A 25,788-nucleotide genomic window follows, 5' to 3' on the forward strand; every position below is an offset into this window, starting at 1 on the left:
GCCGCGTGCTCAGCCCGGCAGGCGGAAGAACGCGCGCGTAGCCGCGGTGGCGTTGGCGGCGGTGACGGCCACGTCCTCGCCACGGTCGCGCGCCAGCTCCTGGACGATGTGCGACAGGAACGCCGGCTCGTTGCGGCGGTCCTTGGGCATCGGCTTGAGCGTGCGCGGCAGCAAGTAGGGCGCGTCGGTCTCGATCATCAGCCGCTCGGCCGGGATGTGCTTGACCAGCTCGCGCAGGTGCGCGCCGCGACGTTCATCGCACAGCCAACCGGTGATGCCGATGTAGTAGTCGCGGTCCAGGTAATCGAACAGCTCGCCGCGCTCGGCGGTGAAACAGTGCACCACCGCCGGACCAAGCTGGCCGTCGAAGTTCTTCATCATCGCGATGAAGTCATCGTGGGCGTCACGCTGGTGCAGGAACAGCGGCTTGGCGGTGTCCACGGCGATCTGCAACTGGCGTTCGAAGGCCTTGCGCTGCGCCGGGCGCGGCGAGAAATCGCGGTTGTAGTCCAGCCCGCACTCGCCCACCGCCACCACTTCCGGGTGCACGTGCAGCGCGCGCATCTCCGCATCGCACTCATCGGTGTATTCACTGGCATGGTGCGGGTGCACGCCGGCGGTGGCGTACAGGAAGCCGGGGTGGCGCCGCGCCAGTTCCAGTGCCTGCGGTGAATGCTCGCGGCTGGCGCCGGTGACCACCATCTGCACCACGCCGGCGGCGCGGGCGCGCTCCAGTACCGCGTCCAGGTCGCGTTCGAAGGAGTCGTGGGTGAGGTTGGCGCCGATGTCGATCAGTTGCATGGAGCGGGAACCGGAAAGCAGTGAAGGAGGCCATTGTAGTCGTTGTGCCGGGAGCGCTAGCGGCGTGCGACTTACCCCTCCCCAGCTCTCCCCTTCGCTACGCGAAAGGGAGGGGGCCAAGCGCTGCCTGCGGCGATCTGTCCAGGTGCGAAAGACCGCCCTCTCCCTTGCGTAGCAGGGGAGGGCTGGGGAGGGGTAAGCCTTCCAGCACCGCTGGCCGCATGGTCCCGCACCACCAGCCTTCTACAATGCACGCATGGCATCCGAATTCCCCATTTCCCCCCTGCTTCCGCAGATCCTCCAGCAGCTGGCCACCCGGCCGCGGCTGGTGCTGGAGGCCCCGCCCGGCGCCGGCAAGACCACCCAGGTGCCGCTGGCTCTGCTGGACGCGCCATGGCTGGCCGGCCGCAGGATCATCATGCTCGAACCACGTCGCGTGGCCGCGCGCAGCGCCGCGCTGTTCATGGCGCGCCAGCTCGGTGAGCCGGTTGGCGAAACCGTCGGCTACCGCATCCGCTTCGAGAACAAGGTCTCCGCGCGCACCCGCATCGAGGTTGTCACCGAAGGCATCCTGACCCGCATGCTGCAGGACGACCCCCTGCTGGAAGGCGTGGGCGCGTTGCTGTTCGACGAATTCCACGAACGCCACCTGACCGCCGACCTCGGCCTGGCGCTGGCGCTGGACGTGCAAAGCCAACTGCGCGAAGACCTGCGCATTGTGGTGATGTCGGCCACGCTCGATGGCGAGCGCCTGGCCGATTTCCTGGATGCGCCGCGCCTGTCCAGCGAAGGCCGCAGCCATCCGGTCGAGGTCAGCCACTTCCCGGCCCGCCGCGATGAAGCGCTGGAAGCACAGGCCCGCCGCGCGGCGGAACAGGCGTTGGCCGAGCATCCCGGCGACGTACTGGTGTTCCTGCCGGGGCAGCGCGAGATCGCCAGGGTGCAGGCCGCGCTGCAGGCGGCATTGACCGCTGCCGAGGCGGGCCGGAACGTCGATGTCCTCGCCCTGCACGGCGAGCTGCCGATCGAACAGCAATCACGCGTGCTGCAGCCCGATCCGGAGGGCCGCCGCCGCGTGGTGCTGGCCACCAACGTCGCCGAGTCGTCGGTCACCCTGCCCGGCGTGCGCGTGGTGATCGATGCCGGGTTGGCGCGTGAGCCGCGCTACGATCCCAACAGCGGCTTCTCGCGGCTGGATGCGATGGCCATCTCGCAGGCCTCGGCCGACCAGCGCGCCGGCCGCGCCGGCCGTGTCGCCGCTGGCTGGACATGGCGGCTGTGGCCGCAATCGCAACGGCTGGAGCCGCAGCGGCGCCCGGAGATGGCGCAGGTGGAACTAGCCGCGCTGGCGCTGGAGCTGGCCGCGTGGGGCAGCGACGACCTGCGCTTCGTCGACCCGCCGCCGGCCGGTGCACTGGCCGCCGCGCGCGAGCTGCTGCAGCGGCTGGGTGCGTTGAGCGTGGGCAACACCCTCACCGCGCTGGGCAAGCGCATGCTCGGCCTGGGCACGCACCCGCGCATGGCCGCGATGCTGCTGTCGGCCAGGAATCCGCGCGAGCAAGCGCTGGCCGCCGACCTGGCCGCATTGCTGGAAGCACGCGACCCGTTGCGCCAAGGCGGCGATGCACTGGCCGCCCGTTGGCGTGCGCTGGCGGCCTTCCGCGCCGGCCGCGCACCGCACGATGCCAGCCGCAGCGCGCTGGCCGCGATCGATGCGGCTTCGAAACAATGGCGGCGGCGCCTGCGTTGCGACGCCACGCCACCCGGCAACATCGAGGCACATGAGCTCGGCGACCTGCTCGCCCATGCCTTCCCCGACCGCATCGCCGTGCAGCACCCCAGCGATCCCCTTCGTTACCAGCTGGCCAATGGCCGCAGCGCGCGCCAGTTCGATCACAGCGACCTGCGCGGCGAGCCATGGCTGGTCATCAGCGAACTGCGCCATGACCCGCGTGATGCGCTGATCCTGCGTGCGGCCCCGGTCGATGAAACGCGCCTGCGCACCGACTTCCCCGAACGCTTCCGGCAGCAGGACGTGGTGCGCTGGAACGCCGCCAAGCGTGCGCTGGAAGCGCGCCGCGAAAGCAGCTTCGAACGCATCGTGCTGGACAGCCGCCCGGCCGGCCGCGTGGACCCGGCGCATGCCGCGCGCGCACTCACCGATGCGGTGCGCGAACTGGGGCTCGACGCGCTGCCGTGGACCGAGAACCTGCAGCAATGGCGCGCACGGGTGATGGGCCTGCGCGCGTGGATGCCCGAACTCGCCCTGCCCGACCTGGCCGACGCCGCGTTGCTGGAAACGCTGGAGGACTGGCTGCTGCCGGCCTTCAACGGCAAGACCCGGCTGGACGCGCTCACCGAGGAGGAACTGGGCGAGGCCCTGAAATCCGGCATCGACTGGAACACCCGGCAGCAGGTGGACCGCCATGCCCCGGTGCGCATCAGCGTGCCCTCGGGCATGGACCGCCGCATCGACTATGCACTGGACGACGACGGCATCAACCCGCGTCCGCCGGTGCTGGCGGTGAAACTGCAGGAACTGTTCGGCCTGGCCGACACGCCGCGCATCGCCGATGGCCGCGTGCCGTTGCTGCTGCACCTGCTTTCGCCCGGCGGCAAGCCGCTGCAGGTAACCGGTGACCTGAAGAACTTCTGGCAGAACACCTATGCCGAGGTGAAGAAGGAAATGAAGGGCCGCTACCCACGTCACCCGTGGCCGGATGACCCGTGGAGCGCGACCGCCACGCATCGGGCCAAGCCGCGCGGGACGTGAGGCCGGGCGGGCGCCGGGAGCGGCAGCCCTCCCTTTGGCGTGGCCAAGGTGAGGGCGGGGAGGGTGCCGTCCGCGCCACCAACACCCAAGCGTGAACGCACACGTTTCATCCCGCGCTCAGCCCCGCGCTTTCCGGCTAACATCCCCTACACGCCCGTGCAGCGAAACTGGGCGTCTGATCCTCGCAAACAAGGAGCCCCCACATGAGCAAGTTCAGCGATATCACCGGACCGGCCCTGGAGCGGGCAATGGAACTGGTCAACCATGCCGGCGGCAGCCTCAAGGGTGGCGGTGCCAATGCCGCCGAATGGCTGAAGGCCGGTGCCGCCATCGGCGCCCTGAAGACCGGTGGTCGTACCGTCAGCCGCGTCGCCCGCCGCAACCCGACCGCCACCGTGGCGGTGGCCGCCGTGGGCCTGGGCCTGATCGGTTACATGCTGTACCGCAAGAACAAGCGTGACAACGAAGCCATCGAGGCCAAGTCGCGCCAGATCGCGCAGCGTCGTCGCCACGCGCACGCGGCCAGCGTCACCGACGAAACCAGCGACATCGGCAGCGATACCTGAGCCGCGGCGGCAACGCCGGCAGTTCCGCAGGAGCGCAGCAACGGCCGTCGGCCGTGCTGCGCTTCTTTCGTTTCAGCGTGCGCCCACTTCCCGCCACTGCCCCGGCTGCAGGTCCTCCAGCGCATACGGCCCCATCGCCGCACGCACCAGCCGCAAGGTGGGCAGGCCGACCGCCGCGGTCATGCGCCGTACCTGGCGGTTGCGGCCTTCGCGGATCGTGATGGCCAACCATGCATCGGGCACGGTCTTGCGGAAACGCACCGGCGGGTTGCGTTCCCACACGGCCGGTGCCTGTTCCATCCGCTGCACGCCGGCCGGCAACGTCGGCCCATCATTGAGCTGCACGCCGTCACGCAGCGCCTGCAGCCTGTCCTCGCTCGGCACGCCTTCCACCTGCACCCAGTAGGTCTTGGGCTGCTTGTGCTTCGGGTCGGTCAGGCGATGGGCCAGGTTGCCGTTGTCGGTGAGCAGCAGCAGGCCTTCGCTGTCGTAGTCCAGCCGGCCGGCCGCGTACACGTTGGCCGGCAGGCCGAACCCGGCCAGCGTCGCGCGCGGCGGCTGGCTGCGGTCGGTGAACTGGCACAGCACGTTGAAGGGCTTGTTGAAGGCGATAAGCATGGAAACGGCGGGCGACGGGCGGGACGCCATTGTCCCATCCCCGCCGCGCGACGCTAGCGCGGCGTGCGCCGGCGCCCGGCCACCGTCCGCCGCAGCACCGCGGCAAGCTGCGCCGCCGCCCCCTCCATCTCCGCCACCGTGTAAGCGGCGAAGCCGAGCAGGAAGCCGGCCTGCGGCGTGCGCGTGGCATGCAGGGCGCTCAGCCCCTGCAGCGCGACGCCCGCCCGGCGCGCGCCATCCAGCACCGCCTGCTCGTCGATGCCGGGCCGGAGCAGGCAGGGCAGCTGCATGCCGCCCGCCGGCACCTGTGGCACCAGGTAGTCGGACAACTGCGTGCGTACCAGGTGCAGCAGTGCATCGCGCCGCTGCACGTAGAGATGGCGCATCGCCCGCACGTGCGCGCCGAAGTGGCCCGCCTCCATGAAGCGCGCCAGCGTCAGCTGGGTGAGCGTGGGGCTGTGCCCGTCCATCAGGCTGCGCGCCACCGTCATCGGTTCCACCAACGCCGGCGGCAGCACCAGGTAGCCGATGCGCAGGCCGGGGAACAGCGACTTGGTGAACGTACCGATGTAGAGCGTGCGCTCGTGCGGGTCCAGCCCCTGCACGCACGCGGTGGGCTTGCCGGCGTAATGGAACTCGCTGTCGTAGTCGTCCTCGATGATCCAGGCATCGTTGCGCTCGGCCCAGTGCACCAGCGCCAGCCGGCGGTCCAGCGCCAGCGTCGCCCCGGTCGGGAACTGGTGCGATGGCGTGAGGAACACCGCCCGTGCACCCGCCGCCAACTGCGGCAGCCGCTCCACCTGCATGCCCTCGGCATCGACCGGCACCGGCACCGGCCGCAGCCCCGCCGCATCGAAGGCACGCGCCGCGCCGTGGTACATCGGATCCTCGACCAGGATGCGCTCACCGGCATCGAGCAGCACGTTGGCACACAGCGCCAGCGCCTGCTGCGAGCTGGTCAGCACCAGCACCCGTTCCGGCGTGGCGTGGCCACCACGTTCGAGGTTGATGTAGTCGGCGATCGCCCGGCGCAATGCTTCCACGCCCTGCGCCGGGCTGTGCGCCAGCACCGCGCTGCCCTGCGCGCGGATCACCTCGCGCTGCAGGCGTTCCCAGGTCTGCAAGGGGAAGTTCCGTGTCTCCGGCACGCCGGGCGCGAAGGCATGCTGCGTGGCGCCGGTGACCCCGCCGGTGGCGCGCAGCGCCTGGCCGCGCGTGCTCAGCCGCACGGCCTGCCGCGGCGCGTGGCCACGTCGTTGCGCCTTGCCGCCGGCAAATGGCCGGGCACGCTGCGACACCCGACTGCCGCTGCCCACCTGGCGTTCGATGAAGCCCTCGGCATGCAACTGGCGGTAGGCCGCCTCGACCGTATCGCGGGATACCCCCAGCGACTGCGCCAACGGGCGCGTGGCCGGCAAGGGGCGGCCCACTTCCAGCGCACCGTCCAGGATCAGCTGGCGGATCGCCCGCTGGATACGGGCATGCAGCGCCAGCCCGGCATGGGCGGGGTCGCCGATGCCGGCCTTCACCGACTCCAGTTGCGCGTGCCTGAACATCGCCGTGGGGTCTCCCGGGTTGCCGCAATGGTCTGCCCAGCAGGCCATAAGTGGAGGGGCGCAACATGCCATTGCCCGCCTACAAAGACAACCTGCCTTCGTCCCCGGATGCCGGATGTCCCCGCCACCTTCCTCCCCTCCCGTTCCTTCCCCGGCACTGCGTGCGGCCGACCTGCTGCATCCGACCATCGCGGCGCTGGTGTCGGTCATCGTCAATTACGGCGGCACCTTCGTGCTGGTGTTCCAGGCCGCGCGCGTGGCCGGGCTGGGCCCGGAACTGACCGCCTCCTGGGTGTGGTCGGTGTCCATCGGCGTGGGGCTGACCGGCATCGCGCTGAGCGTGTGGGCGCGCGCGCCGATCATCACCGCCTGGTCCACCCCCGCCGCCGCCTTCCTGGTCACCGCACTGGCCGGCGTCTCCTACCCGGAAGCCATTGGCGCCTACCTGGCATCGGCCGCCGCGTTCGTGCTGCTGGGCCTGTCCGGCGGCTTCGAGAAGGTAGTGCGCTGGATACCGCCAGGCATCGCGGCCGCGTTGCTGGCCGGCATCCTGCTGCCGTTCGGCATCGGTGCCTTCGCTGGCATCAACATCGACCCGCTGCTGGCCGGCGTGCTGGTCCTCGCCTACCTGGTGCTGAAACGGATCAGCGCGCGCTATGCGGTGGTGGGCATCCTGCTGCTCGGCATCGCGCTGCTGGTCGCGCAGGGCCGCATCGACCTGGCGGCGCTGGAGCTGAAGATCGCCACCCCGGTGTTCACCGCGCCGGCGTTCTCGATCAATGCCCTGCTCGGCGTGGCATTGCCACTGTTCCTGGTCACGCTCACCGGCCAGTACATGCCGGGCATGCTGGTACTGCGCAACGACGGCTACACGACCAGCGCCAACCCGATCGTCGCGGTCACCGGCCTGGGTTCGCTGCTGATGGCCCCGTTCGGTGCGCATGCCTTCAACGTGGCCGCGATCACCGCGGCCATCTGCACCGGCCGCCACGCGCACGAGGACCCGCGCAAGCGCTGGCTGGCCGGCGTCGCCGCGGGCGTGTTCTACGTGATCGTCGGGGTGTTCGGGCTGACCCTGGCGGCGTTGTTCATGGCCATCCCCGCCACCTTCATCAGCACCCTGGCCGGGCTGGCGCTGCTCGGCGCGATCGGCGGCAGCCTGGCCACCGCCATGGCCGATGCGCGCGGCCGCGAAGCAGCGCTGGTCACCTTCCTGGCCGCGGCGGCCAACATCCAGCTGTTCGGCATCGGCGGCGCGTTCTGGGGGCTGGTGATCGGCCTGCTCGCCCACCTGCTGCTCGATGCAGGCCTGCCACGCCGCCGCACGCGGCCCGCCGCCGGAACCGCCACGCACCACCAGCCCACCGCACCGGAGGCCCCCCATGTATGACCCCCACCTGCGCCTGGACCAGTTCGACCCCGAGCTCGCCCACGCCATCGAGAACGAGCGCCGTCGCCAGGAAGACCATGTCGAGCTGATCGCCTCGGAGAACTACGCCAGCCCGCTGGTGATGGCGATCCAGGATTCGGTGTTCACCAACAAATACGCCGAGGGCTACCCCGGCCGCCGCTACTACAGCGGCTGCGAACACGTGGACGTGGCCGAGCGGCTGGCCATCGAGCGCGCCTGCGCGCTGTTCCAGTGCGACCATGCCAACGTGCAACCGCACTCCGGTGCGCAGGCCAACGCCGCGGTGTTCCTGGCGCTGACCTCGCCCGGCGATACCGTGATGGGCATGAACCTGGCCCAGGGCGGCCACCTCACCCACGGCAACCCGGCCAACTTCTCCGGCCGGCACTACCGCATCGTGCCCTACGGGCTGGACCCGGCCACCGGCCTGATCGACTACGACGCGATGGAGCGCATCGCACTGGAAACCCGGCCCAAGGTGCTGATCGGCGGCTTCTCCGCCTATTCCCGGCACAAGGACTGGGCGCGCATGCGCGCCATCGCCGACAAGGTCGGGGCGTGGTTCTGGGTGGACATGGCCCACGTCGCCGGGCTGGTGGCCGCCGGCCTGTACCCGGACCCACTGCCGCATGCGCACGTGGTCACCACCACCACGCACAAGACCCTGCGTGGCCCGCGTGGCGGCCTGATCCTCTCGCGCGGTCAGGACGCGGCGTTCAACCGCCGGCTCGACGCCGGCGTGTTCCCGGGCATCCAGGGCGGCCCGCTGATGCACGTGGTGGCGGCCAAGGCGGTGGCATTGAAGGAAGCCCTGCAACCGGGCTTCCGTGACTACCAGCAGCAGGTGCTACGCAACGCGCGTGCGATGGCGGCGGTCATCCAGGCCAGTGGCTTCCCGCTGGTCTCCGGCGGCACCGACAACCACCTGATGCTGCTGGACCTGTCATCGCGCCCGTACACCGGCAAGCAGGCCGACCAGGCGCTGGCGCGCGCCCACATCACCACCAACAAGAACACGGTGCCGAACGACCCGCGTCCGCCGCTGGTCACCTCCGGCATCCGCCTCGGCACGCCGGCGGTCACCACGCGCGGCTTCGGCGTGCTCGAGTGCGAACTGCTCGCGCACTGGCTATGCGATGTGCTCGAGGCACTGGCGCAGGACGAGCACGCGCAGCGCCGCGTCAGCGAACGCGTCGCGCGCCAGGTCACCGAGCTGTGCCGGCACCATCCGGTGTATCGCCGCGCCACCACCGGCTGAAACGACGGCGGGAGGCGCAGGCATCCTGCGCCTCCCGCCTGCTGCATGCCGCTTGCCGTGCTTCAGGGCTTCACGAAACGCAGCGTCATCCGGTCGCTCTCGCCGATGGCGGTGTACTTGCCGGCATCGGCGGCGGCGTGGTTGTTGGACGGCGGCAACGTCCACACGCCGTTGGGATGGTCCTTGGTGTCGCGCGGGTTGGCATTGACCTCGCTGCTGGCATCGAGCTTGAAGCCCGCCGCCTCGGCCATGGCGATCACCTGTGCCTGCCCCACGTAACCGCTCTTGTCCTCGGCCGGCACGTCGGCCTTGGCGCGGTGCTCGACCACGCCCAGCGTGCCACCGGGCTTGAGCACGGCGAAGAACGCGCCGAACATGCCCTCGGCCTGGCCGCTGGAGCGCCAGTTGTGCACGTTGCGGAAGGTCAGCACCAGGTCGGCCGAGTTCGGCGCGCCCAGCACCGGTGCGGCCGGGTCATAGGCCACTTCAACGGCCTTGTCGAACAGCGCCGGCGACTCGCTGAACTTCTTCGCCAACCCGTCGCGCAAGCGCTGCTGGTAGTCGCGCCCGCCACCGGCCGGCAGCGCCGCCGGGTCCACGACGGCAGCCACGTACTTGCCGCCATCGCGCAGGTAGGGCGCCAGGATCTCCGAATACCAGCCGCCGCCCGGGGTGATCTCCACCACCGTCTGGCCCGGCTGCAGGCCGAAGAATGCCAGCGTCTGCGCCGGGTGCCGGTAGACGTCGCGGGCCACGTTGGCCGGCGTGCGCGTGCTGGCATCCACGGCGGCCTGCAGCGAAGCCGGCACCTGGACCTGCGCGCTCGCGGCGGCACTGTCCCTGGCTTCCACCGCGACACTGGACAGCAGTGCGCTCACGCCCAGCAGACAGGCACACAACAACGGGGTTGGCTTGTTCATCACGGACTCCGGCAAGGGGTGTGGCGCGAGCCTAGCACGCGCGCATTTGCATCGATGCACGCCCGGATGTTCACAATGCGTTAGCGCGTGGCCGTGCCGCGGAACGCAGTTTTCAATCCGTTGCCACGGAACCGGAACGTTCAGCCGTTATGCTGCAAGGCTCGGAGAAAAATCAGGGAGATACGCATGCCCCAGTACCGCGAACTCGGCCGTTCCGGCCTGCAGGTCGGCCCCATCGCCTTTGGCGGCAATGTCTTTGGCTGGAGCGCCGACGAGAAGACCTCCTTCGCGCTGCTCGATGCCTTCGTCGAGGCCGGCTTCAACCTGGTCGATACCGCCGACGTCTATCCGGCCTGGGTGCCGGGCAACCGTGGCGGCGAGTCGGAAACCATCATCGGCCGCTGGCTGCAGCGCAGCGGCAAGCGTGACAAGGTGGTCATCGCCACCAAGGTGGCCAAGTGGGCCGAGCACCCGGGCCTGTCGGCGGACAACATCAACGCCGCGGTCGAGGACTCGCTGCGCCGCCTGCAGACCGACGTGATCGACCTGTACCAGGCACACGAAGACGACGATGCGGTGCCGCTGGAGGAAACCCTGGGCGCGTTCGCGCGGCTGATCCAGGCCGGCAAGGTACGCGCCATTGGTGCATCCAACTACAGCGCCACGCGCCTGCGCGATGCACTGAAGGTGTCGGCCGACTACAACCTGCCGCGTTACGAGACGCTGCAGCCGGAGTACAACCTGTACGACCGCGCCGGCTACGAGGCCGAACTGGAACCGCTGGCGCGCGAGCAGTCGCTGGGCGTGATCAGTTACTACTCGCTGGCCAGCGGCTTCCTCAGCGGCAAGTACCGCAGCGCCGACGACGCCGCCAAGAGCAGCGCGCGGGGTGCCAAGGTGGTGCAGCAGTACGTCAACCCGCGCGGGCTGCGCATCCTGGCCGCGCTCGATGACCTGGCCGCCCGGCACAAGGCCACGCCGGCGCAGGTCGCGCTGGCCTGGCTGATCGCCCGCCCCGGCATCACCGCCCCGATCGTCAGTGCCACCGGCGTGGAGCAACTGCACGACGTGCTCGCCGCCGCGCGGCTGGCATTGTCGGCGCAGGAAATCACCCAGCTGGACCAGGCCAGCGCCGAACACACCTGAATGCGCAGGGCATTGGACGCCAGGGAGGGCGCCCAGTAGGATCGGCGGCACAGGGGGTAGACCGCGAATGGAGTCCTACCCATGAAGACCACATCCGCAGCCCAACGCGATTTCAACCGTGACGCCGAACTGGCCTACTGGCGCGGCGTGCACGCCATCGGCCGGCTGGGCCAACATGATTTCGACCATTACCAGCGCCTGCTGGAGATGGGTTACGACGTCTACCAGGCCTATCCGCGCGCCAACGAAGAGCAGCTCTACAAGGTGCTGCAGGACAGCTACCACCGCCACCAGCCGGCCCTGGCCGTGCCGTGGGACGAAGCCCGCTGGCTGGTCAGGCACGCCTGGCACCACGCGCAGCTGCACTGAACCGGTAGCGCCGGGCCATGCCCCGGCGCAGCCTGGCTGCGCGCTACCGGGCGCGGGTCATTGGGCGAACGGGGCGGTGCTGATCGCCTGCGCCAGGTGGTCCAGAAACGAGGTGATCCGCGCCGACACCGCGGTGTTGCGGTAGTACACCGCGTGGATGGGCTGGCCGATGCCCAGGTTCTGCCGGGGCAGCACCTCCACCAGCGTGCCCGCGTCACGGTCACGCTCGGTCATGAAATCGGACAGGCAGACGATGCCCGCGCCTTCCAGTGCCAGACGCCGCAGCGTTTCGCCGCTGGAGACCGCCAGCACCGGGCGCACGTGCAGCGGCCCGCCGTCAGCGCCGCGCACCGGCCAGTAATTGAGTGAATCCGGTTCGTTGAAGCCCAGCAGCGCGTGGGTTTCCAGCTGCGCCACGCTGCGCGGGGTACCGTGCTGCTGCAGGTAGGCCGGGCTGGCCAGCACGCGCAGCCGGCTGTGCGCCAACGGCCGCGCGTGCAGGGTGGAATCGGCCAGCGGGCCGATGCGGATGGCCACGTCGGTACGCCGTTCCAGCAGGTCGATGTAGCGCTCGCTGCTGTTGAGTTCCAGCGCGACCTCCGGGTAGCGCGCACGGTAGCTGGCCACCAGCGGTGCGATCACGTGCAGCACGAACGGCATCGCCGCATCCACCCGCAACCTGCCCGAAGGACGCTCGCGGCGCGCCGCGATCAGCTCCTCGGCCGCCTCCACCGAGGCGACGATGGCGCGGCACTGCGCCAGGAACGCCTCGCCTTCCTCGGTCAGGTGCAGGCGCCGGGTGGTGCGGGTCAGCAGCGTGGTGCCCAGCTTTTCCTCCAGCCGTGCCAGCGCCCGGCTCACCCCGGAGGTGGTCTGGTCCAGCTGCTCGGCCGCGGCGGTGATCGAACCGGCGTCGATCACCGCGATGAAGGCCTGCATCTCATCAAGGGTGGTTTTCACGAGGAATGCGGCCAGCCGGGATAATTATTGACTCTAAATCAACAATCATTGCACCGGGAAGCGGTTTTTCCGCAACAGTGTGGCGCGCAGACTGCGCAGCCTCTTCCTCCACCGGTAATTCCCATGTCCCATGGTATTCCCCTCGCCCTGTGGGCGCTGACGCTGGGTGCCTTTGCCATCGGCACCACCGAGTTCGTCATCGTCGGGCTGATCCCGACCATCGCCGCCGACCTGCAGGTCAGCCTGCCCTCGGCCGGCCTGCTGGTGTCCCTGTATGCGCTGGGCGTGGCGATCGGCGCGCCGGTGCTCACCGCACTGACCGGCCGGGTGCCGCGCAAGACCCTGCTGGTCGCGCTGATGGCGCTGTTCACCGTCGGCAACCTGATCGCCTGGATGGCACCGGGCTACGGGCCGCTGATCGTGGCGCGGGTGCTGACCGGCCTGGCGCACGGCGTGTTCTTCTCGATCGGCTCGATCATCGCCACCTCGGTGGTGCCGAAGGAGAAGGCTGCCAGTGCCATCGCCATCATGTTCACCGGGCTGACCGTGGCACTGGTGATCGGCGTGCCGCTGGGCACCCTCATCGGCCAGCACCTGGGCTGGCGCGCGACCTTCCTGGCAGTGGCGGCACTGGGCGTGATCGCCCTGCTCGGCAGCCTGCTGCTGGTGCCCAACAACCTGCCGCGCAGCGCGCCGGCCACCTTCGGCCAGCAGTTCGCGGTGCTGGCGCAGCCGCGCCTGTTGCTGGTCTACGCGATGACCGCGCTGGGCTACGGCGGCACCTTCCTGTCGTTCACCTACCTGGCCTCGATCCTGCAGGAAGTCAGCGGCTTCTCGGCCAATGCCGTGAGCCTGGTGCTGCTGGTGTACGGCGTGTCGGTGGCGATCGGCAACCTGTGGGGCGGACGCCTGGCCGACCGGCTGGGGCCGATCCCCGCGCTCAAGCGCATCTTCGCGCTGCTGGCGCTGGTGCTGCTGGTGCTCACCTTCACCGCCTACAACCCCGTGCTGGTGCTGCTGACCGTGCTGGCGATGGGCGCGGTGGCATTCGGCAACGTGCCGGGGCTGCAGGTCTACGTGGTCAAGCAGGCACAGCGCTTCGTGCCGCAGGCCACCGACGTGGCCTCGGGCCTGAACATCGCCGCCTTCAACATCGGCATCGCCATCGGTGCCTCGCTGGGCGGGCTGGTGGTGGACCACGTCGGGCTGATGCACACGCCGTGGCTGGGTGCGCTGGTGGTGGTGGGCGCCTATGGCCTGACCGCGCTGAGCGGCCGCCTGGATCGCCGCGATGGCATCGATGCACGCGCCGACGGCATCGCCGCCGCCGCGCACTGAGTGACCGACTTTCCTTCGCGCTGCACGGCATCGCCGGCAGCACCCTATTCCTGGAGATTCCTGATGAACGTTCCTTCCATTGGCCTGGGTACCTACCGCCTCACCGGCCAGGTACTGATCGACTCGGTGCACAACGCACTGGAGCTGGGCTACCGCGCCTTCGACACCGCGCAGATCTACGACAACGAAGCCGACCTCGGCCAAGCCCTGGCCGCCGGCAAGGTGGCCCGCGAGGACCTGTTCCTGACCACCAAGATCTGGATCAGCAACTTCCACCACGACGCGCTGATCGCCAGCCTGCGCGAGAGCCTGCGCAAGCTCGGCACCGACCACGTCGACCTGGCGCTGATCCACTGGCCCTCGCCGAACGATGAGGTGCCGATGCGTGAGTTCCTCGGCGCATTGGCCGAAGCCAAGCAGCTGGGCCTGACCAAGGCGATCGGCGTCTCCAACTTCACCATCGACCTGACCCGCCAGGCCATCGACATCCTCGGTGCGCAGGCCATCGCCACCAACCAAGTCGAAGTGCACCCGTACCTGCAGAACCGTGCGTTGATCGCCTACCTGCGTGCGCAGGGCATCCACGTCACCGCGTTCATGAGCCTGGCCTACGGCGCGGTGCTGAAGGACCCGGTGATCCAGGCCATCGCCGACAAGCACGGCGCCACTACCGCGCAGGTCGCCTTGGCGTGGGCGTTGCAGCAGGGCTATGCGGTGATCCCGTCCTCCACCCGCCGCGAGAACCTGGCCAGCAACCTCAAGGCTGTGGCGCTGCAGCTGGATGCGGCGGACATGGCGCAGATCGCCACGCTGGACCGTGGCGAGCGCGTGGCCAACCCACAGGGCATCGCACCGCACTGGGATTGATGCCTGTTGGTGGTCCCGGGCCATGCCTGGCGTTGGGGTGCGGGTAAAGCAGAAGCGCCCCCTCCCCAGCCCTCCCCTGCTGCGCAAGGGAGGGGGCGGCTCCGCTAGATCGGTCGGATCGCCGCACATCCGCTTCTGTCCCCTCCCTTTGGCGCAGCCAAGGGGAGGGTTGGGGAGGGGTGCCGTTGCTGTTGACGAACACCGCTCGGCGTTACGCCGACAACCACGCCCGCAGCGCGGCGCTGACCTGCTCGGGCTTCTCCAGTGGCGCCAGATGCCCGCAGTCCTCGATCACCACCAGCGTGGCCTGCGGTATCAACGCCGCCATCTGCTCGCTGACCGCCAGCGGCGTGATCGCATCATTGCGTCCGCACACGATCAGCGCCGGGCCCTGCCAGGCGCGCAGCTCGGCGCTGCCATCCACGCGCGCGATGCGGCTCTGGCGCAGGAACACCTCCACGCCCAGCCGCGAGGTCATCTCGCGCACGGTACTGACCAGGGCCTGGTCCTGCAGGCGCGAGGCGTCGATGTAGCTGCGCATGAGCCTGCCGCCAAAGCCGTGGAACGTGCCGGGCAGGCGCACGCTGTTCTGCTGCGCCACGCGCTGGGCCGCGCGTTCCGCGGAATCGGCCTTGTACGAGGTGTCCAGCAACGCCAGCCGCAGCACACGCCCGGGCGCAATGCGCAGGATTTCCTGGGCGACGTAGCCGCCCAGCGAGAAGCCGGCCAGCGCGAAGCGCTCCGGCGCCCTGGCCAAGACGTCCTCGGCGACGGCGCGCAGGTCGTCATGGCCAGTGAGGTCACCGACCTGGCAGTCGGCGATGTCGGCCAGGGCATCGAGCTGGGCACGCCAGAGCGTGGCATCGTTCAACAGGCCGGGGAGCAGCAGCAGCGGGGTTTGTTGTTCCATGGCGCTAGTGTGAACCGGCCATGGGCAATCGTGTGACAACGCGCGTCAGCGGCAGGGTGCTCCCGGCGATGCGTCAGCCTTCGTTGACCGGCAGCGTGACGTTCATGATGGTGGCATCGTCCGGGTCGGCCTTCACCTTGAAGCCCAGGCTCTGGCACATCGCCAGCATCGTGGTGTTCTCGCGCAGCACCTGGCCCTCGACCAGGTTCAGGCCCTGCCAGCGCGCGTACTCGATCATGATCTGCATCAGCTTCCAACCGATGCCGTGGCCCTTCAGGTCCGAGCGGATCAGGATGCCGTACTCGCCGCGGTTGTAGTCGGCATCGGCATGCAGGCGCACCGCACCGAGCATGTCGCCGCTCTTCGGGTCGATGGCGACCAGCGCGATCGAACGCGCATAGTCCAGCTGGGTCAGCCGGGCGATGAACTCATGGCTGAAATGCTTCACCGACTGGAAGAAGCGCAGCCGCAGGTCGTCGTCGGTCACCCGCGCGAAGAACGCGCGGAACAGCGCGTCGTCCTCCGGCCGCACCGGGCGGATGAAGGCCTTGCCGCCATCGGACAGCGCGATGGTGCGCTCCCACTCGGTGGGATACGGGAAGATCGCGAAGCGCGGATGGCCGCGGCCCTTGTGCAGGCGCTTGACCGGGGTGATGGCGATGCGCGCATCGAGCGCGATCACGCCATTGCGGTCGGCCAGCAGCGGGTTGAGGTCCAGCGTGCGCACCTCGGGGATGTCGGCGGCCAGCTGCGCCAGCTTGACCAGCACCAGCGCCACCGCGCGCTCGTCGGCGGCCGGCACGTCGCCGTAGGCCTTGAGGATGCGCGAGACGCGGGTGCGGCCGATCACTTCGTGGGCCAGGCGCAGGTCCAGCGGCGGCAGTGCCAGGGTCTTGTCGTCGATGACTTCCACCGCAGTACCGCCGCGGCCGAACACCACCACCGGGCCGAACACCGGGTCATCGGCGATGCCGGCGATCAGCTCGCGCGCCTTGGGCCGGGTCAGGCACGGCTGCACCATCACCCCGTCGATGCGCGCCTGCGGGCGCAGTTCGCGCGCACGCGCGAGGATGGCGGTGGCCGCGGCCTGCACCGCCGGCAGCGTGCTCAGGTTCAGCCGCACGCCATCGACTTCGCTCTTGTGCGGGATGTCGGGCGAGAGGATCTTCACCGCCACGCTCATGCCCTTCTCCAGCATCGGCTGGGCCAGGTCCATCGCCTCGTGCGCGTCACGCGCGACCATCACTTCCAGCGAGGGAATGCCGTAGGCCTGCAGCAACGCATGGGTGGCCACCGGGTCCAGCCATTGCTGGCCGTTGGCCAGCGCCACGTCGACCAACCGGCGCGCGGCGGCGGCATCGACCACTAGGTCGGCCGGCAGGCTGGGCGGGGTTTCCATCAGCGCCGCCTGCGCCTGCCGGTACTTCACCAGGTGCTGGAAGCCGCGCACGGCCTCGGCCTCGCTGGGATAGGTCGGCACGCGCGCGGTGTTGAGGGTGACGGTGGCGTTCTCGTCGTTGCCCAGCCACACCGCGAACACCGGTTTGTCGCGCAGCTGCCGCGAGCGCAGCCCCAGCGTCTTGGTCAATGCCTGCGCGGCGTCGGCCGAGGAGGTGAAGGCCGTGGGGACGTTGATCACCAGCACCGCATCGTTGGCATCGTCGGACAGCAGCGCCTCGATCGCCGAGGCGTAACGCTCGCCGTCGGCATCGACCACGATGTCGACCGGGTTGTCGCGCGACCAGCCTTCGGGCAGCACCTTGTCCAGCTGCGCGATGGTGGCCGGCGACAGCTCCGCCAACGCCCCGCCCAAGGCCTGCAGCTGGTCCACCGCCAACCGGCCGACGCCGCCACCATTGCTCAGGATGGCCAGGCGACTGCCGGGGAAGGTCCCCAGCCGGCCCAGCGTCTCGGCCGCGGTGAACAGTTCGTCCAGCGCATTCACGCGTAGCAACCCGGCGCGATTGAAGGCTGCGCCATAGACCGCGTCGGAGGCGGCCAGCGCCTGCGAGTGGGTGCTGTTCTCCTCGTTGCTGGCCTTGGGCTGGCGGCCCGACTTGACCACCACCACCGGCTTGGCGCGCGCGGCCGCACGCGCGGCCGACATGAACTTGCGCGCGTCGCTGATCTGGTCGACGTAGAGCAGGATGGCGCGGGTGCGGTAGTCGGTGGCGAAGTAATCGAGCAGGTCACCGAAATCGACGTCCAGCGCATCGCCCAGCGACACCACCGCCGAAAAGCCGATCGAACGCGCCACGCCCCATTCCACCAGCGCGGCGGCGATCGCGCTGGATTCGGAGATCAGCGCCAGGTCGCCGGCCTGCGGTGTATGCGCGGCGATGCTGGCATTGAGCCGCGCATGCGGGGCAATCACGCCCAGGCAGTGCGGGCCGAGCACGCGCATGCCCTTGGGCCGTGCCGCGGCCTCGACCTGCGCGGCCAGCGAACCGGGACCCTTGCCGAGCCCGGCGGTGAGGATGATGGCCGCGGCCACGCCGCGTTCGGCGGCCTGCGCCACCACCTGCGGCACGATGCTGGCCGGCGCGGTGATCACCACCAGGTCCGGGATCCAGGGCAGGTCCTTGAGCCGCTTGACCGTGCGCATGCCATCGATCTCGGCATGGCGCGGATTCACCCAGCCGATCTGCCCGGCGAAGGCCGCCGCCTTGAGGTTGCGGATGACCGCGCGCCCGGCCGAGCGCTCGCGCGGACTGCCACCGACGACGGCCACCGAACGGGGACGGAACACGGTCTGCAGGTGGTAGGTGCTCATCACGGTGCCTGTTGCGGGTACCGGGCAAAGGTACACGGCCCGGAGGTGGTCTGGCTTGCTTTGGATCAAGTGCCGATGAGCGCCAGAGCACAGCCCTGCTGCGCTCTGGCGTGAAGCCCTGCCGGGCACGGCCCGGCACTACCGGCTACAGCAGCGTGCCGCCGAGGATCATCGCCGCGATGCTGAAATAGATGACCAGGCCGGTCACGTCCACCAGCGTGGCCACGAACGGCGCCGAGGCGCTGGCCGGGTCGAAGCCCAGCCGCTTGAGCACGAACGGCAGCATCGAGCCGGACAGCGAACCAAAGGTGACGATGCCCACCAGCGCGGCGCCGATGGTCACCGCCAGTAGCACCCAGTGCGCGCCGTAGTCATGCAGGCCGGCCAGCTGCCAGACGGTGATGCGTACGATCGCCAGCACCCCGAGGATGCCGCCCAGCACCATGCCGGTCGGCAGCTCGCGCAGCGCCACCCTCCACCAGTCGCGCAGGCGCAGCTCGCGCAGGGCCAGCGAACGGATCAGCAACGAGGTCGCCTGCGAGCCGGAATTGCCTCCGGAACTCATGATCAGCGGGATGAACAGGGTCAGCACCACCGCACGCGCCAGTTCATCCTCGTAGTGCTGCATGGCGCTGGCGGTCAGCATCTCGCCGACGAACAGCACGCTCAGCCAGCCGGCGCGCTTGCGCAGCATCTCGAAGAAGCCGATCTGCATGTACGGCTTGTCCAGCGCCTCCACGCCGCCGAACTTGTGCACGTCCTCGGTGGACTCGTCGATCAATGCATCCAGGATGTCGTCGACGGTGACGATGCCCAGCATCTGCAGCTGCGCATCGACCACCGGGATCGCCAGCAGGTCGTGCCGGCGGATCAGCTGCGCGACTTCCTCCTGGTCCAGCAGCGGGCCCACCGTGACCGGCGGGTTGACCTGGGCCACGTCCAGGATCGAATCCTCCGGCGCACCGGTGATCAACCGGCGCATGGTCACCACCTGCTGCAACTGGCGGGTGAGCGGGTCCAGCACGTAGATCGCGTACACGGTCTCGCGGCTGCGCTCGACCTGTCGGATGTGCTGCAGGGTCTGGGCCACGCTCCAGTCGGCCGGCACGCCGACGAACTCGGTGGTCATCAAGGCGCCGGCGGTGTTCGGCGGGTAGCTCAGCAGCAACTGGATCGACTGCCGCGCCTCCGGCGCCAGCAGCGGAATCAGCCGTGCACGCTCGGCGGCGTCCAGCTCGTGGACGATGTCGGTGGCGCGGTCGTCGGCCATCAGCCCGAGCAGGGCCGCGGCGCGGGCCGGCGGCAGCGCGGCGATCAGCTCGCCGGCATGCTGCAGCTCGGGGGCCTCCAGCAGCTTGACCGCGCGTGGCACCGGCAATGCGGCCAAGGTGTCGGCCGCCTGCGGCAGGCCCAGGGTGTTGAGGTATTCCACCGCATCGGCGGTGTTGAAGTCGGCAAGGGGTGCACTCAGGGTGGCCGCGTCGGCCACCGGGCGCAGGAGCTGCTTCTGGTTCATGTGGATTCGCCTGTATGCATTGCGATCACGCAACGCCAGCAACGGCGAATCACCCCACTCAGGCGTTCGTCACCGCTGGCGTCGATCGAGATCGACTTCTACTGTCGCTGGACATGGGTTGGACTCCGGAAAGGTGCTGCGGGCCTGCCGCAGCGGCGCGAGTCTGTGCCTGTTGGCCGCCCGGGTCAACCCCGCGCGCGGGTACCGGCGACAGTGCATTGCGCGCGCATTCCTTTTCGTTGACGGGGCAGCCCCCATAATGAACGCAGCGGCCGGCCCACCCGGGCGGCCGGCCCGGTCTTACCTCAAGGAGCTCCACTTCATGCATGGCGGCGGTCTCGAACTCGCGCTGGTACTGCTGCTGGCCGCAGTGGTGGCGGTGCCCATCTTCAAGAAGTTCGGACTCGGTGCCGTGCTGGGCTACCTTGCGGCCGGCGTGGTGCTGGGCCCGCACGTGCTGGGCTTCGTGCAGGACGCCGACCGCATCCTCAACGCCGCCGAGATCGGCGTGGTGATGCTGCTGTTCCTGATCGGCCTGGAGCTCTCGCCCTCGCGCCTGATGGTGATGCGCAAGCCGGTGTTCGGCGGCGGCACGGTGCAGGTGCTGCTCAGCGCCAGCGTGCTCGGCGGCCTGTTGCTGATGTACCACTTCCACTGGAAGAGCGCGCTGGTGGTCGGCACCGCGCTGGCGCTGTCCTCCACCGCGGTGGGCCTGCAGCTGTTGTCCGAGCACAAGGCGCTGAACAGCGACTATGGCCGCTTCGGCTTCGCCATCCTGCTGTTCCAGGACCTGATCGCGATCCCGTTGCTGGCGGCGATCCCGCTGCTGGGCGGGGTCAAGAACGAAACCCTCACCTGGCAGGACGCGGCCATCGCGCTGGGCGTGCTGGCGGCGGTGATCGTGCTGGGCCGGCCGGTGCTGCGGCGGTTGTTCGCGGTGGTGGCGCGCACGCGCATGCCCGAGGTATTCACCGCTACCGCCCTGCTGGTGGTGCTGGGCACCGCGTGGCTGATGACCGAAGCCGGCCTGAGCGCCAGCCTGGGGGCCTTCGTCGCCGGCGTGCTGCTGGCCGACTCGGAGTTCCGCCACGAGATCGAAGCGCAGATCGAGCCGTTCAAGGGCCTGCTGTTGGGCCTGTTCTTCATCGCCGTGGGCATGGGCATCGACCTGAAGCGGGTCGCCGCCGAACCGGAGGTGATCGCCGCCGGCGTGGCCATCCTTCTAGCGGTGAAGTTCTCGATCCTGGTGGGGCTGGGCCTGGCCGCGCGCATGTCGCTGCGCAGCGCCCTGATGCTGGGCAGCGTGCTGTGGCTGGGCGGTGAATTCGCCTTCGTGGTGTTCAACGAAGCCGAGCGCGCCCTGCTGCTGGGGCGCATCAACCATGACCGGCTGGTGGCCATCGTCAGCCTGTCGATGGCGATCACGCCGCTGCTGTTGCTGGCCCTGCAGCGCGTGCTGCAGCTCAAGCCGGCGCATGCCGCGCCCGAGCGGGCCCCGGACGAAACGCTCAAGGAGGCCGGCGCACAGCGCCCGCAGGTGATGATCGCCGGCATGGGCCGCTTCGGCCAGATCGTGGCGCGCCTGCTCACCGCCCAGCGCATTCCCTACGTGGCGCTGGAGGCCGACCCGGACACGGTGGAAGACATGCGCCGTTTCGGCAGCCAGCTGTACTACGGCGACCCGACCCGGCCGGAACTGTTGCGCTCGGCCGGTGCCGAGCACATCCGCGTGTTCGTGATGGCCATGGACGACCCGGACACCAACCTGCGCGCGGTGCGGCTGGTGCGGCGCCTGTACCCCGATGCCAAGATCCTGGCCCGCGCGCGCAACCGCCAGCATGCGTGGAAGCTGATGGACATGTCGGCCGAACCGTTCCGCGAGGTATTCGGCTCCAGCCTGGAAGCCAGCGAACGCGTGCTGACCGCACTGGGCATTCCGGCGCATGTGGCCCAGGCGCACGTGCAGCGCTTCCGCGAACACGACGAGCAACTGCTCAAGGCCCAGCACCTGGTCTACGACGACGAGGCCGCGGTGATGCAGACCTCGCGCGATGCGCGTGCCGACCTGATGCACCTGTTCGAGGCGGACGTGGAGGAAGCGGAGTTCAAGCGCGAGGGGAATGGGGAGTAGCGGCAACAGCTACCCCTCCCCGGCCCTCCCCTGCTGCGCAAGGGAGGGGGCAGGAGCAACGGCAACAGCTACCCCTCCCCAACCCTCCCCTTGCCCGCGGCAAAGGGAGGGGGCGGTTCTGCCTGAACGGTCAGATCGCGGCACGCCCGCTTCTGCCCCCTCCCTTGCGCAGCAAGGGAGGGTTGGGAGGGGTCCGCTCTTCACCGCGCAAACAAAAAGCCCGGCATCACGCCGGGCTTTTTGTTCAGTTCACCACGCGCCTCAGCCGCGATCGCGCAGGAACCGCGCCATCGACGAGACGCCCGGCACCGCCGGCTCGAACTCGCCGGCCACGTCGACGAAACCGCGCATGATCGCGATGTCGCGCGGGCTGCGGTTGATCGCATCGCGCATGTCCGGATCCGCGCCGGCACGCAGCAGGCGCTGCACCAGCAGGGGCAGGCCATGCAGCGCGGCCAGGTGCAGCGGGCCGAAGCCGCGCGGGTCGCGCACGTCCAGCGCCACGTCCTCGTCGAGCAGGCGCTCGACCGCGGCCAGCACCACGTGCTCGTCGCAGGCAGTGCCCGGTTCGGCGCGCGCACCCAACAGCAGCAACAGCGGCGTGACCGTGCCGGCCGAGGCCTGGTCCGGCTCGGCGCCGGCCAGCAGCAGCGTGTCCAGCAGGGCCAGCAGGCGGGTGCGGTCGCGCGAGGTGAAGCCATACAGCGCCGCGCAGTGCAGCGGCGCCAACTGCTGGTCGTCGCCGGCATGCACGTCGGCACCGGCGGTCAGCAGCCGCGCGACGATGTCCGGCAGGCCCAGCGCGGCGGCCAGCATCAGCACCGTCACGCCACCGGGCAGGCGATGTTCCAGCTTGGCACCGGCCGCCAGCAGCGCGGTCACGATGGCGGTCTGGCGCATGCTCACCGCCGCCGACAGCGGCGTCGCGCCACTGGCCGCGGCATGCTGCGGGTCGGCCCCGCGTGCCAGCAGCAGATCGACCACCGCCGCGTGGCCACCGCCGGCCGCACGCAGCAGGCCGGTGCAGCCCTGCGCATCGACGGCGTCGACCGCGAACCCCAGGTTGATCAGGCGGCGCACGGCATCGGCATCGCCGGCCATCGCCGCGGCCGGCACGTCGGCCTCGCGCAGCGCGCGCAGCGGCAAGGCCCAGCCGCGCCAGTCCAGCCAGTCGGCCAGGTCACGGCGGCCGCTGGACAGCGCCACGCCCAGCGGGGTCTGGCCATCGGCGGCACGTGCATCCGGCGAGGCACCCTGCAGCAGCAGCTGCTTCAGCGAGGCCTCGCGGGCCAGCGCGGTGGCCAGGTGCAGGGCGGTCATGCCGTGGCTGTCACGGGCTTCACGGTCCACGCCGTTGGCCAGCAGCCACAGCTGCAGCTTCAGCCAGCCCAGGCGCACGGCCAGGGACAGCGCCGGGTCACCGGCCGGCGACGCGCCGAACGGGTCGGCACCGCGTTCCAGCAGTTCCACGGCGAATTGTTCGGTGCCACGCGAGGCGTGGTCATGCTGCACGCAGGCCGCGAGCAGGCGGGTCAGGCCACCGCGACCGGCAGGCGAGACCCCGTGCCTGAGCAGCACCTGCAGGGTCGGTACCGCGTCCACGCCGCGCGAAAGCAACGCGAACATCGGCGTGTCGCCGCAGGCGTCGAGCACGTCCGGGCGCGCACCGGCACCCAGCAGCCAATCCACCACGCGCGGTTGCAGCACCAGCTCCGGGTCATGCAGCAGGCCGCCCAGTTCGTCGGCCGAACACAGCTTGGCCAGCGGCGCCATGCCGTCGACGTTGCCGAACACCAGCGCCTCGCGCAGCAGCGCCAACGGCGCGCGGTCGTTGAGCACCGGCGACACCTCGCCCTGGCTGGCGTCGCCGGATGCGGCGGCATCGCTGACCGCGGCCGGCAACGGGTAGCCGGGGTCCAGCAGCGAGACGATGCTCCAGCGGCCGGCGGCGGCGGCGTGGTCGATGGCACGACGTCCATCATTGCCGGCCACGTCTGCGGCAATGCCCAGGTCCAGCAGGCGCCGGACCAGCGCCGCGGACACGTGTTCGGCGCGGCAGGCCAACAGCACCGCGTTGCTGCCGTCGCCATCGACCGCATTGACGTCGGGCTGGTGGGCGAGCAGGCGTTCCAGCACCCCGGCATGGCCCTGCGAGGCCGCGTCCAGCCAGGGCGTGCGGCCGTTGGCATCACGCGGCTCGACGTTGGCGCCGGCGTTGAGCAGGGTTTCGACGATATCGACATGGCCGGCCAGCGCCGACTCGTGCAGCGCGCTGCGGCGCTGGCGGTCGCGCGCGTCCAGCCGCGCCTTGTGCTTGAGCAGCAGCTGCACGCCTGCCGGGTCGTCGTCATCGGTGGCCGCGGCGGCGACCAGCACCGGCACGCCATCGACCGGCTCGACCTTGGCACCGCGCTCCAGCAGGAACTTGGCCAGGCGCCAGTTACCGGACTGGCAGGCCACCGCCAGCGGGCTGTGGCCATCGTTGTTCAACGCGTCGATCTCGGCGGCGGCATCGCGCAGCAGCGCGGCCACGCCCGGGTCCGAGCTGCGCGCGGCATGGTGCAGCGGGGTGTTGCCCTCGGCATCGGTGGCGCGCGGGTCGGCGCCGTTGGCCAACAGCGTCATCACTGCCTCGGGACGGCCGTGCCAGCTGTCGCGGGTCGCCGCCAGCAACGGGGTCATGCCGCGATGGCTCTGGTTGACGCCGACGCCGCGGCTGATCAGTGCGCGCAGCAGGCGCAGGTCCGGCAGTACCGCGGCCAGCACCACCAGGCTGCGCTGGTCGCGCGACTCGGCCGGCGGCTCGGCGTGCGGGTCGGCACCGGCATCCAGCAGCTGCAGCGCGCGGTCGACGCGGCCGCCACGGGCGGCATCGAACAGCTGCGGGACCAGCTCGTCCTGCGCGATCGGTTCCAGCGGTGCCGGCGTGGCGGCGGCCTCGGCGAACAGCTCGACGTCGGTGCGCCGTTCCACCCGTGCCTCGGCCACGGCGGCCGGCGATGCGACCTGCATGGCCTGCAGCAGGTGGTGCAGCAGCGGTGCCAGCACCGCGCTGGCGATGGCCAGCGGCCAACGCAGGGAGGTCGGCAGCAGGCCCGGCCACGCCGGCGCGACGATGGCCGCGCACAGCGCCACCAGGATCGTGGCCGCGCCCAACCCCTGCCAGGAATCCAGGCCGCGCCCGGCCAGGGCGTTCCACTGCGTGCGCAGCGAGCTGTCCTCGCGCTCCATCGCGTGCCACAACGGCCAGGTGCGCCACAGCGCCAGCACCGCCACGCTGACCGCCACGCTCAGCGCCAGCACCGCGGCCAGGCTGCCGCTGTCATGCAGCGCCGCCAGCGGCCAGGACACCAGCACCGCGACCATCGCCGCGCCACCGGCCCACAGGCCGAGCAGGCCGGGCAGTTCACGCTTGAACAGGGCCAGCGACGGCGCCACGGTGCGGCTGCGCCGCCACCAGGACACCGCCAGCGCGTAGGCCGGCTGTGCCAGCACGCCGCACAGTGCCGCGGCCATGCCACCGAAGCCGGTGAGCAGGGTCAGCACCACACCGATCGCCAGGGCGATCGCGACCGCACGGGTACGCAGGGTTTCAGTCATCGCGGCCGTCGATGCGGGCGATCTTCACCGGTGCCAGCGGTTGCGGCGGGAGCTGCAGGTGGAAACCACGCTCGGCCAGGTTGGCGCGCACGAGCGCGGCATCGACCTGGGCCAGGCGACGTTCGGGGGTCAGGGCAACCTCGAGCACGAAGGTGTACGGGGCCAGCGTTGCGCCCAGCGAGGCCGGGATCGCATCGAAATCATCACGCTTGGCCAGGTAGACGTAGGTGTCCTGCTTGCGTTGGCTTTTATAGACGTAGGCTTGCATGCCAGCG

At 70.1% G+C, this 25,788-nt stretch carries 19 protein-coding genes; 9 read left to right on the forward strand and 10 right to left on the reverse strand.

Annotated features, from left to right (window positions below; genetic code table 11):
* Positions 1 to 9 precede the first annotated feature (9 nt).
* Positions 10 to 801 carry a TatD family hydrolase gene (locus IB227_RS08950; RefSeq protein WP_192287056.1) on the reverse strand — a complete coding sequence of 264 codons (792 nt, stop codon included), beginning with the start codon at positions 799 to 801 and terminating at the stop codon, positions 10 to 12.
* Positions 802 to 1,057: 256 nt separating this feature from the next.
* Here IB227_RS08950 and hrpB point away from each other — a divergent pair, with 256 nt between their 5' ends.
* The gene (hrpB, locus tag IB227_RS08955) at positions 1,058 to 3,574 is read left to right on the forward strand and encodes an ATP-dependent helicase HrpB (protein ID WP_192287057.1); all 2,517 of its coding nucleotides are present in this window, start codon (positions 1,058 to 1,060) and stop codon (positions 3,572 to 3,574) included.
* A gap of 203 nt (positions 3,575 to 3,777) precedes the next feature.
* Entirely contained in the window at positions 3,778 to 4,140 is a 363-nt protein-coding gene (locus IB227_RS08960; protein WP_132863792.1) for a hypothetical protein, read from the forward strand.
* 72 nt (positions 4,141 to 4,212) lie between these two features.
* Here the strand turns inward: IB227_RS08960 and IB227_RS08965 are convergent, their stop codons facing one another.
* Positions 4,213 to 4,758 (reverse strand): pseudouridine synthase, encoded by a 546-nt coding sequence (locus tag IB227_RS08965; protein WP_132866098.1) that lies wholly within the window; start codon positions 4,756 to 4,758, stop codon positions 4,213 to 4,215.
* A gap of 53 nt (positions 4,759 to 4,811) precedes the next feature.
* Positions 4,812 to 6,314 (reverse strand): PLP-dependent aminotransferase family protein, encoded by a 1,503-nt coding sequence (locus IB227_RS08970; protein ID WP_192287058.1) that lies wholly within the window; start codon positions 6,312 to 6,314, stop codon positions 4,812 to 4,814.
* Positions 6,315 to 6,429: 115 nt separating this feature from the next.
* Between IB227_RS08970 and IB227_RS08975 the strand changes: the two genes are divergently transcribed.
* Both IB227_RS08975 and glyA read left to right on the forward strand, forming a co-directional pair.
* A complete protein-coding gene (locus tag IB227_RS08975; RefSeq protein ID WP_192287059.1) occupies positions 6,430 to 7,704 on the forward strand; it encodes a benzoate/H(+) symporter BenE family transporter in 1,275 nt (424 codons plus the stop codon).
* Positions 7,697 to 8,983 carry a serine hydroxymethyltransferase gene (glyA, locus tag IB227_RS08980; RefSeq protein WP_192287060.1) on the forward strand — a complete coding sequence of 429 codons (1,287 nt, stop codon included), beginning with the start codon at positions 7,697 to 7,699 and terminating at the stop codon, positions 8,981 to 8,983. The genes IB227_RS08975 and glyA overlap by 8 nt, the downstream gene beginning before the upstream one ends.
* A gap of 62 nt (positions 8,984 to 9,045) precedes the next feature.
* Here the strand turns inward: glyA and IB227_RS08985 are convergent, their stop codons facing one another.
* The gene (locus IB227_RS08985; RefSeq protein ID WP_192287061.1) at positions 9,046 to 9,903 is read right to left on the reverse strand and encodes a class I SAM-dependent methyltransferase; all 858 of its coding nucleotides are present in this window, start codon (positions 9,901 to 9,903) and stop codon (positions 9,046 to 9,048) included.
* Between the two features lie 186 nt (positions 9,904 to 10,089).
* Between IB227_RS08985 and IB227_RS08990 the strand changes: the two genes are divergently transcribed.
* Positions 10,090 to 11,049: an aldo/keto reductase gene (locus IB227_RS08990; RefSeq protein ID WP_192287062.1), complete on the forward strand. Its 960-nt coding sequence runs from the start codon at positions 10,090 to 10,092 to the stop codon at positions 11,047 to 11,049.
* An 81-nt stretch (positions 11,050 to 11,130) separates the two neighbouring features.
* Positions 11,131 to 11,418: a hypothetical protein gene (locus IB227_RS08995; RefSeq protein ID WP_132863803.1), complete on the forward strand. Its 288-nt coding sequence runs from the start codon at positions 11,131 to 11,133 to the stop codon at positions 11,416 to 11,418.
* Positions 11,419 to 11,475: 57 nt separating this feature from the next.
* On the opposite strand, the gene IB227_RS09000 is transcribed toward IB227_RS08995, so the two are convergent.
* Positions 11,476 to 12,378: a LysR family transcriptional regulator gene (locus IB227_RS09000; protein ID WP_132863805.1), complete on the reverse strand. Its 903-nt coding sequence runs from the start codon at positions 12,376 to 12,378 to the stop codon at positions 11,476 to 11,478.
* 123 nt (positions 12,379 to 12,501) lie between these two features.
* Here IB227_RS09000 and IB227_RS09005 point away from each other — a divergent pair, with 123 nt between their 5' ends.
* Complete coding sequence (locus IB227_RS09005; RefSeq protein WP_192287063.1) at positions 12,502 to 13,716, forward strand: MFS transporter; 1,215 nt, start codon at positions 12,502 to 12,504, stop codon at positions 13,714 to 13,716.
* 63 nt (positions 13,717 to 13,779) lie between these two features.
* Positions 13,780 to 14,583, forward strand: coding sequence for a 2,5-didehydrogluconate reductase DkgB (gene dkgB, locus IB227_RS09010; protein ID WP_192287064.1), 804 nt, complete (start codon positions 13,780 to 13,782; stop codon positions 14,581 to 14,583).
* A 211-nt stretch (positions 14,584 to 14,794) separates the two neighbouring features.
* Here dkgB and IB227_RS09015 read toward each other — a convergent pair whose 3' ends face one another.
* The 3 genes from IB227_RS09015 to mgtE all read right to left on the reverse strand — a co-directional run bounded on the left by IB227_RS09015 (position 14,795) and on the right by mgtE (position 19,782).
* Positions 14,795 to 15,493 (reverse strand): alpha/beta fold hydrolase, encoded by a 699-nt coding sequence (locus IB227_RS09015; protein ID WP_192287065.1) that lies wholly within the window; start codon positions 15,491 to 15,493, stop codon positions 14,795 to 14,797.
* Between the two features lie 73 nt (positions 15,494 to 15,566).
* The gene (locus IB227_RS09020; RefSeq protein ID WP_192287066.1) at positions 15,567 to 18,266 is read right to left on the reverse strand and encodes a bifunctional acetate--CoA ligase family protein/GNAT family N-acetyltransferase; all 2,700 of its coding nucleotides are present in this window, start codon (positions 18,264 to 18,266) and stop codon (positions 15,567 to 15,569) included.
* Positions 18,267 to 18,411: 145 nt separating this feature from the next.
* A complete protein-coding gene (gene mgtE, locus IB227_RS09025) occupies positions 18,412 to 19,782 on the reverse strand; it encodes a magnesium transporter (protein WP_192287067.1) in 1,371 nt (456 codons plus the stop codon).
* 322 nt (positions 19,783 to 20,104) lie between these two features.
* Here mgtE and IB227_RS09030 point away from each other — a divergent pair, with 322 nt between their 5' ends.
* Positions 20,105 to 21,913 carry a monovalent cation:proton antiporter-2 (CPA2) family protein gene (locus tag IB227_RS09030; protein WP_192287068.1) on the forward strand — a complete coding sequence of 603 codons (1,809 nt, stop codon included), beginning with the start codon at positions 20,105 to 20,107 and terminating at the stop codon, positions 21,911 to 21,913.
* Between the two features lie 261 nt (positions 21,914 to 22,174).
* Here IB227_RS09030 and IB227_RS09035 read toward each other — a convergent pair whose 3' ends face one another.
* Positions 22,175 to 25,513, reverse strand: coding sequence for an ankyrin repeat domain-containing protein (locus IB227_RS09035; protein WP_192287069.1), 3,339 nt, complete (start codon positions 25,511 to 25,513; stop codon positions 22,175 to 22,177).
* On the reverse strand, positions 25,506 to 25,781 hold the full coding sequence (locus IB227_RS09040) for a YcgL domain-containing protein (protein WP_132863820.1): 276 nt from the start codon (positions 25,779 to 25,781) through the stop codon (positions 25,506 to 25,508). Before IB227_RS09040 ends, IB227_RS09035 begins: the two co-directional genes overlap by 8 nt.
* Positions 25,782 to 25,788 lie beyond the last annotated feature (7 nt).

Origin of the sequence: Stenotrophomonas sp. STM01, from assembly GCF_014852135.1 — a bacterium.
GTDB classification, from domain to species: Bacteria; Pseudomonadota; Gammaproteobacteria; order Xanthomonadales; family Xanthomonadaceae; genus Stenotrophomonas; species Stenotrophomonas capsici.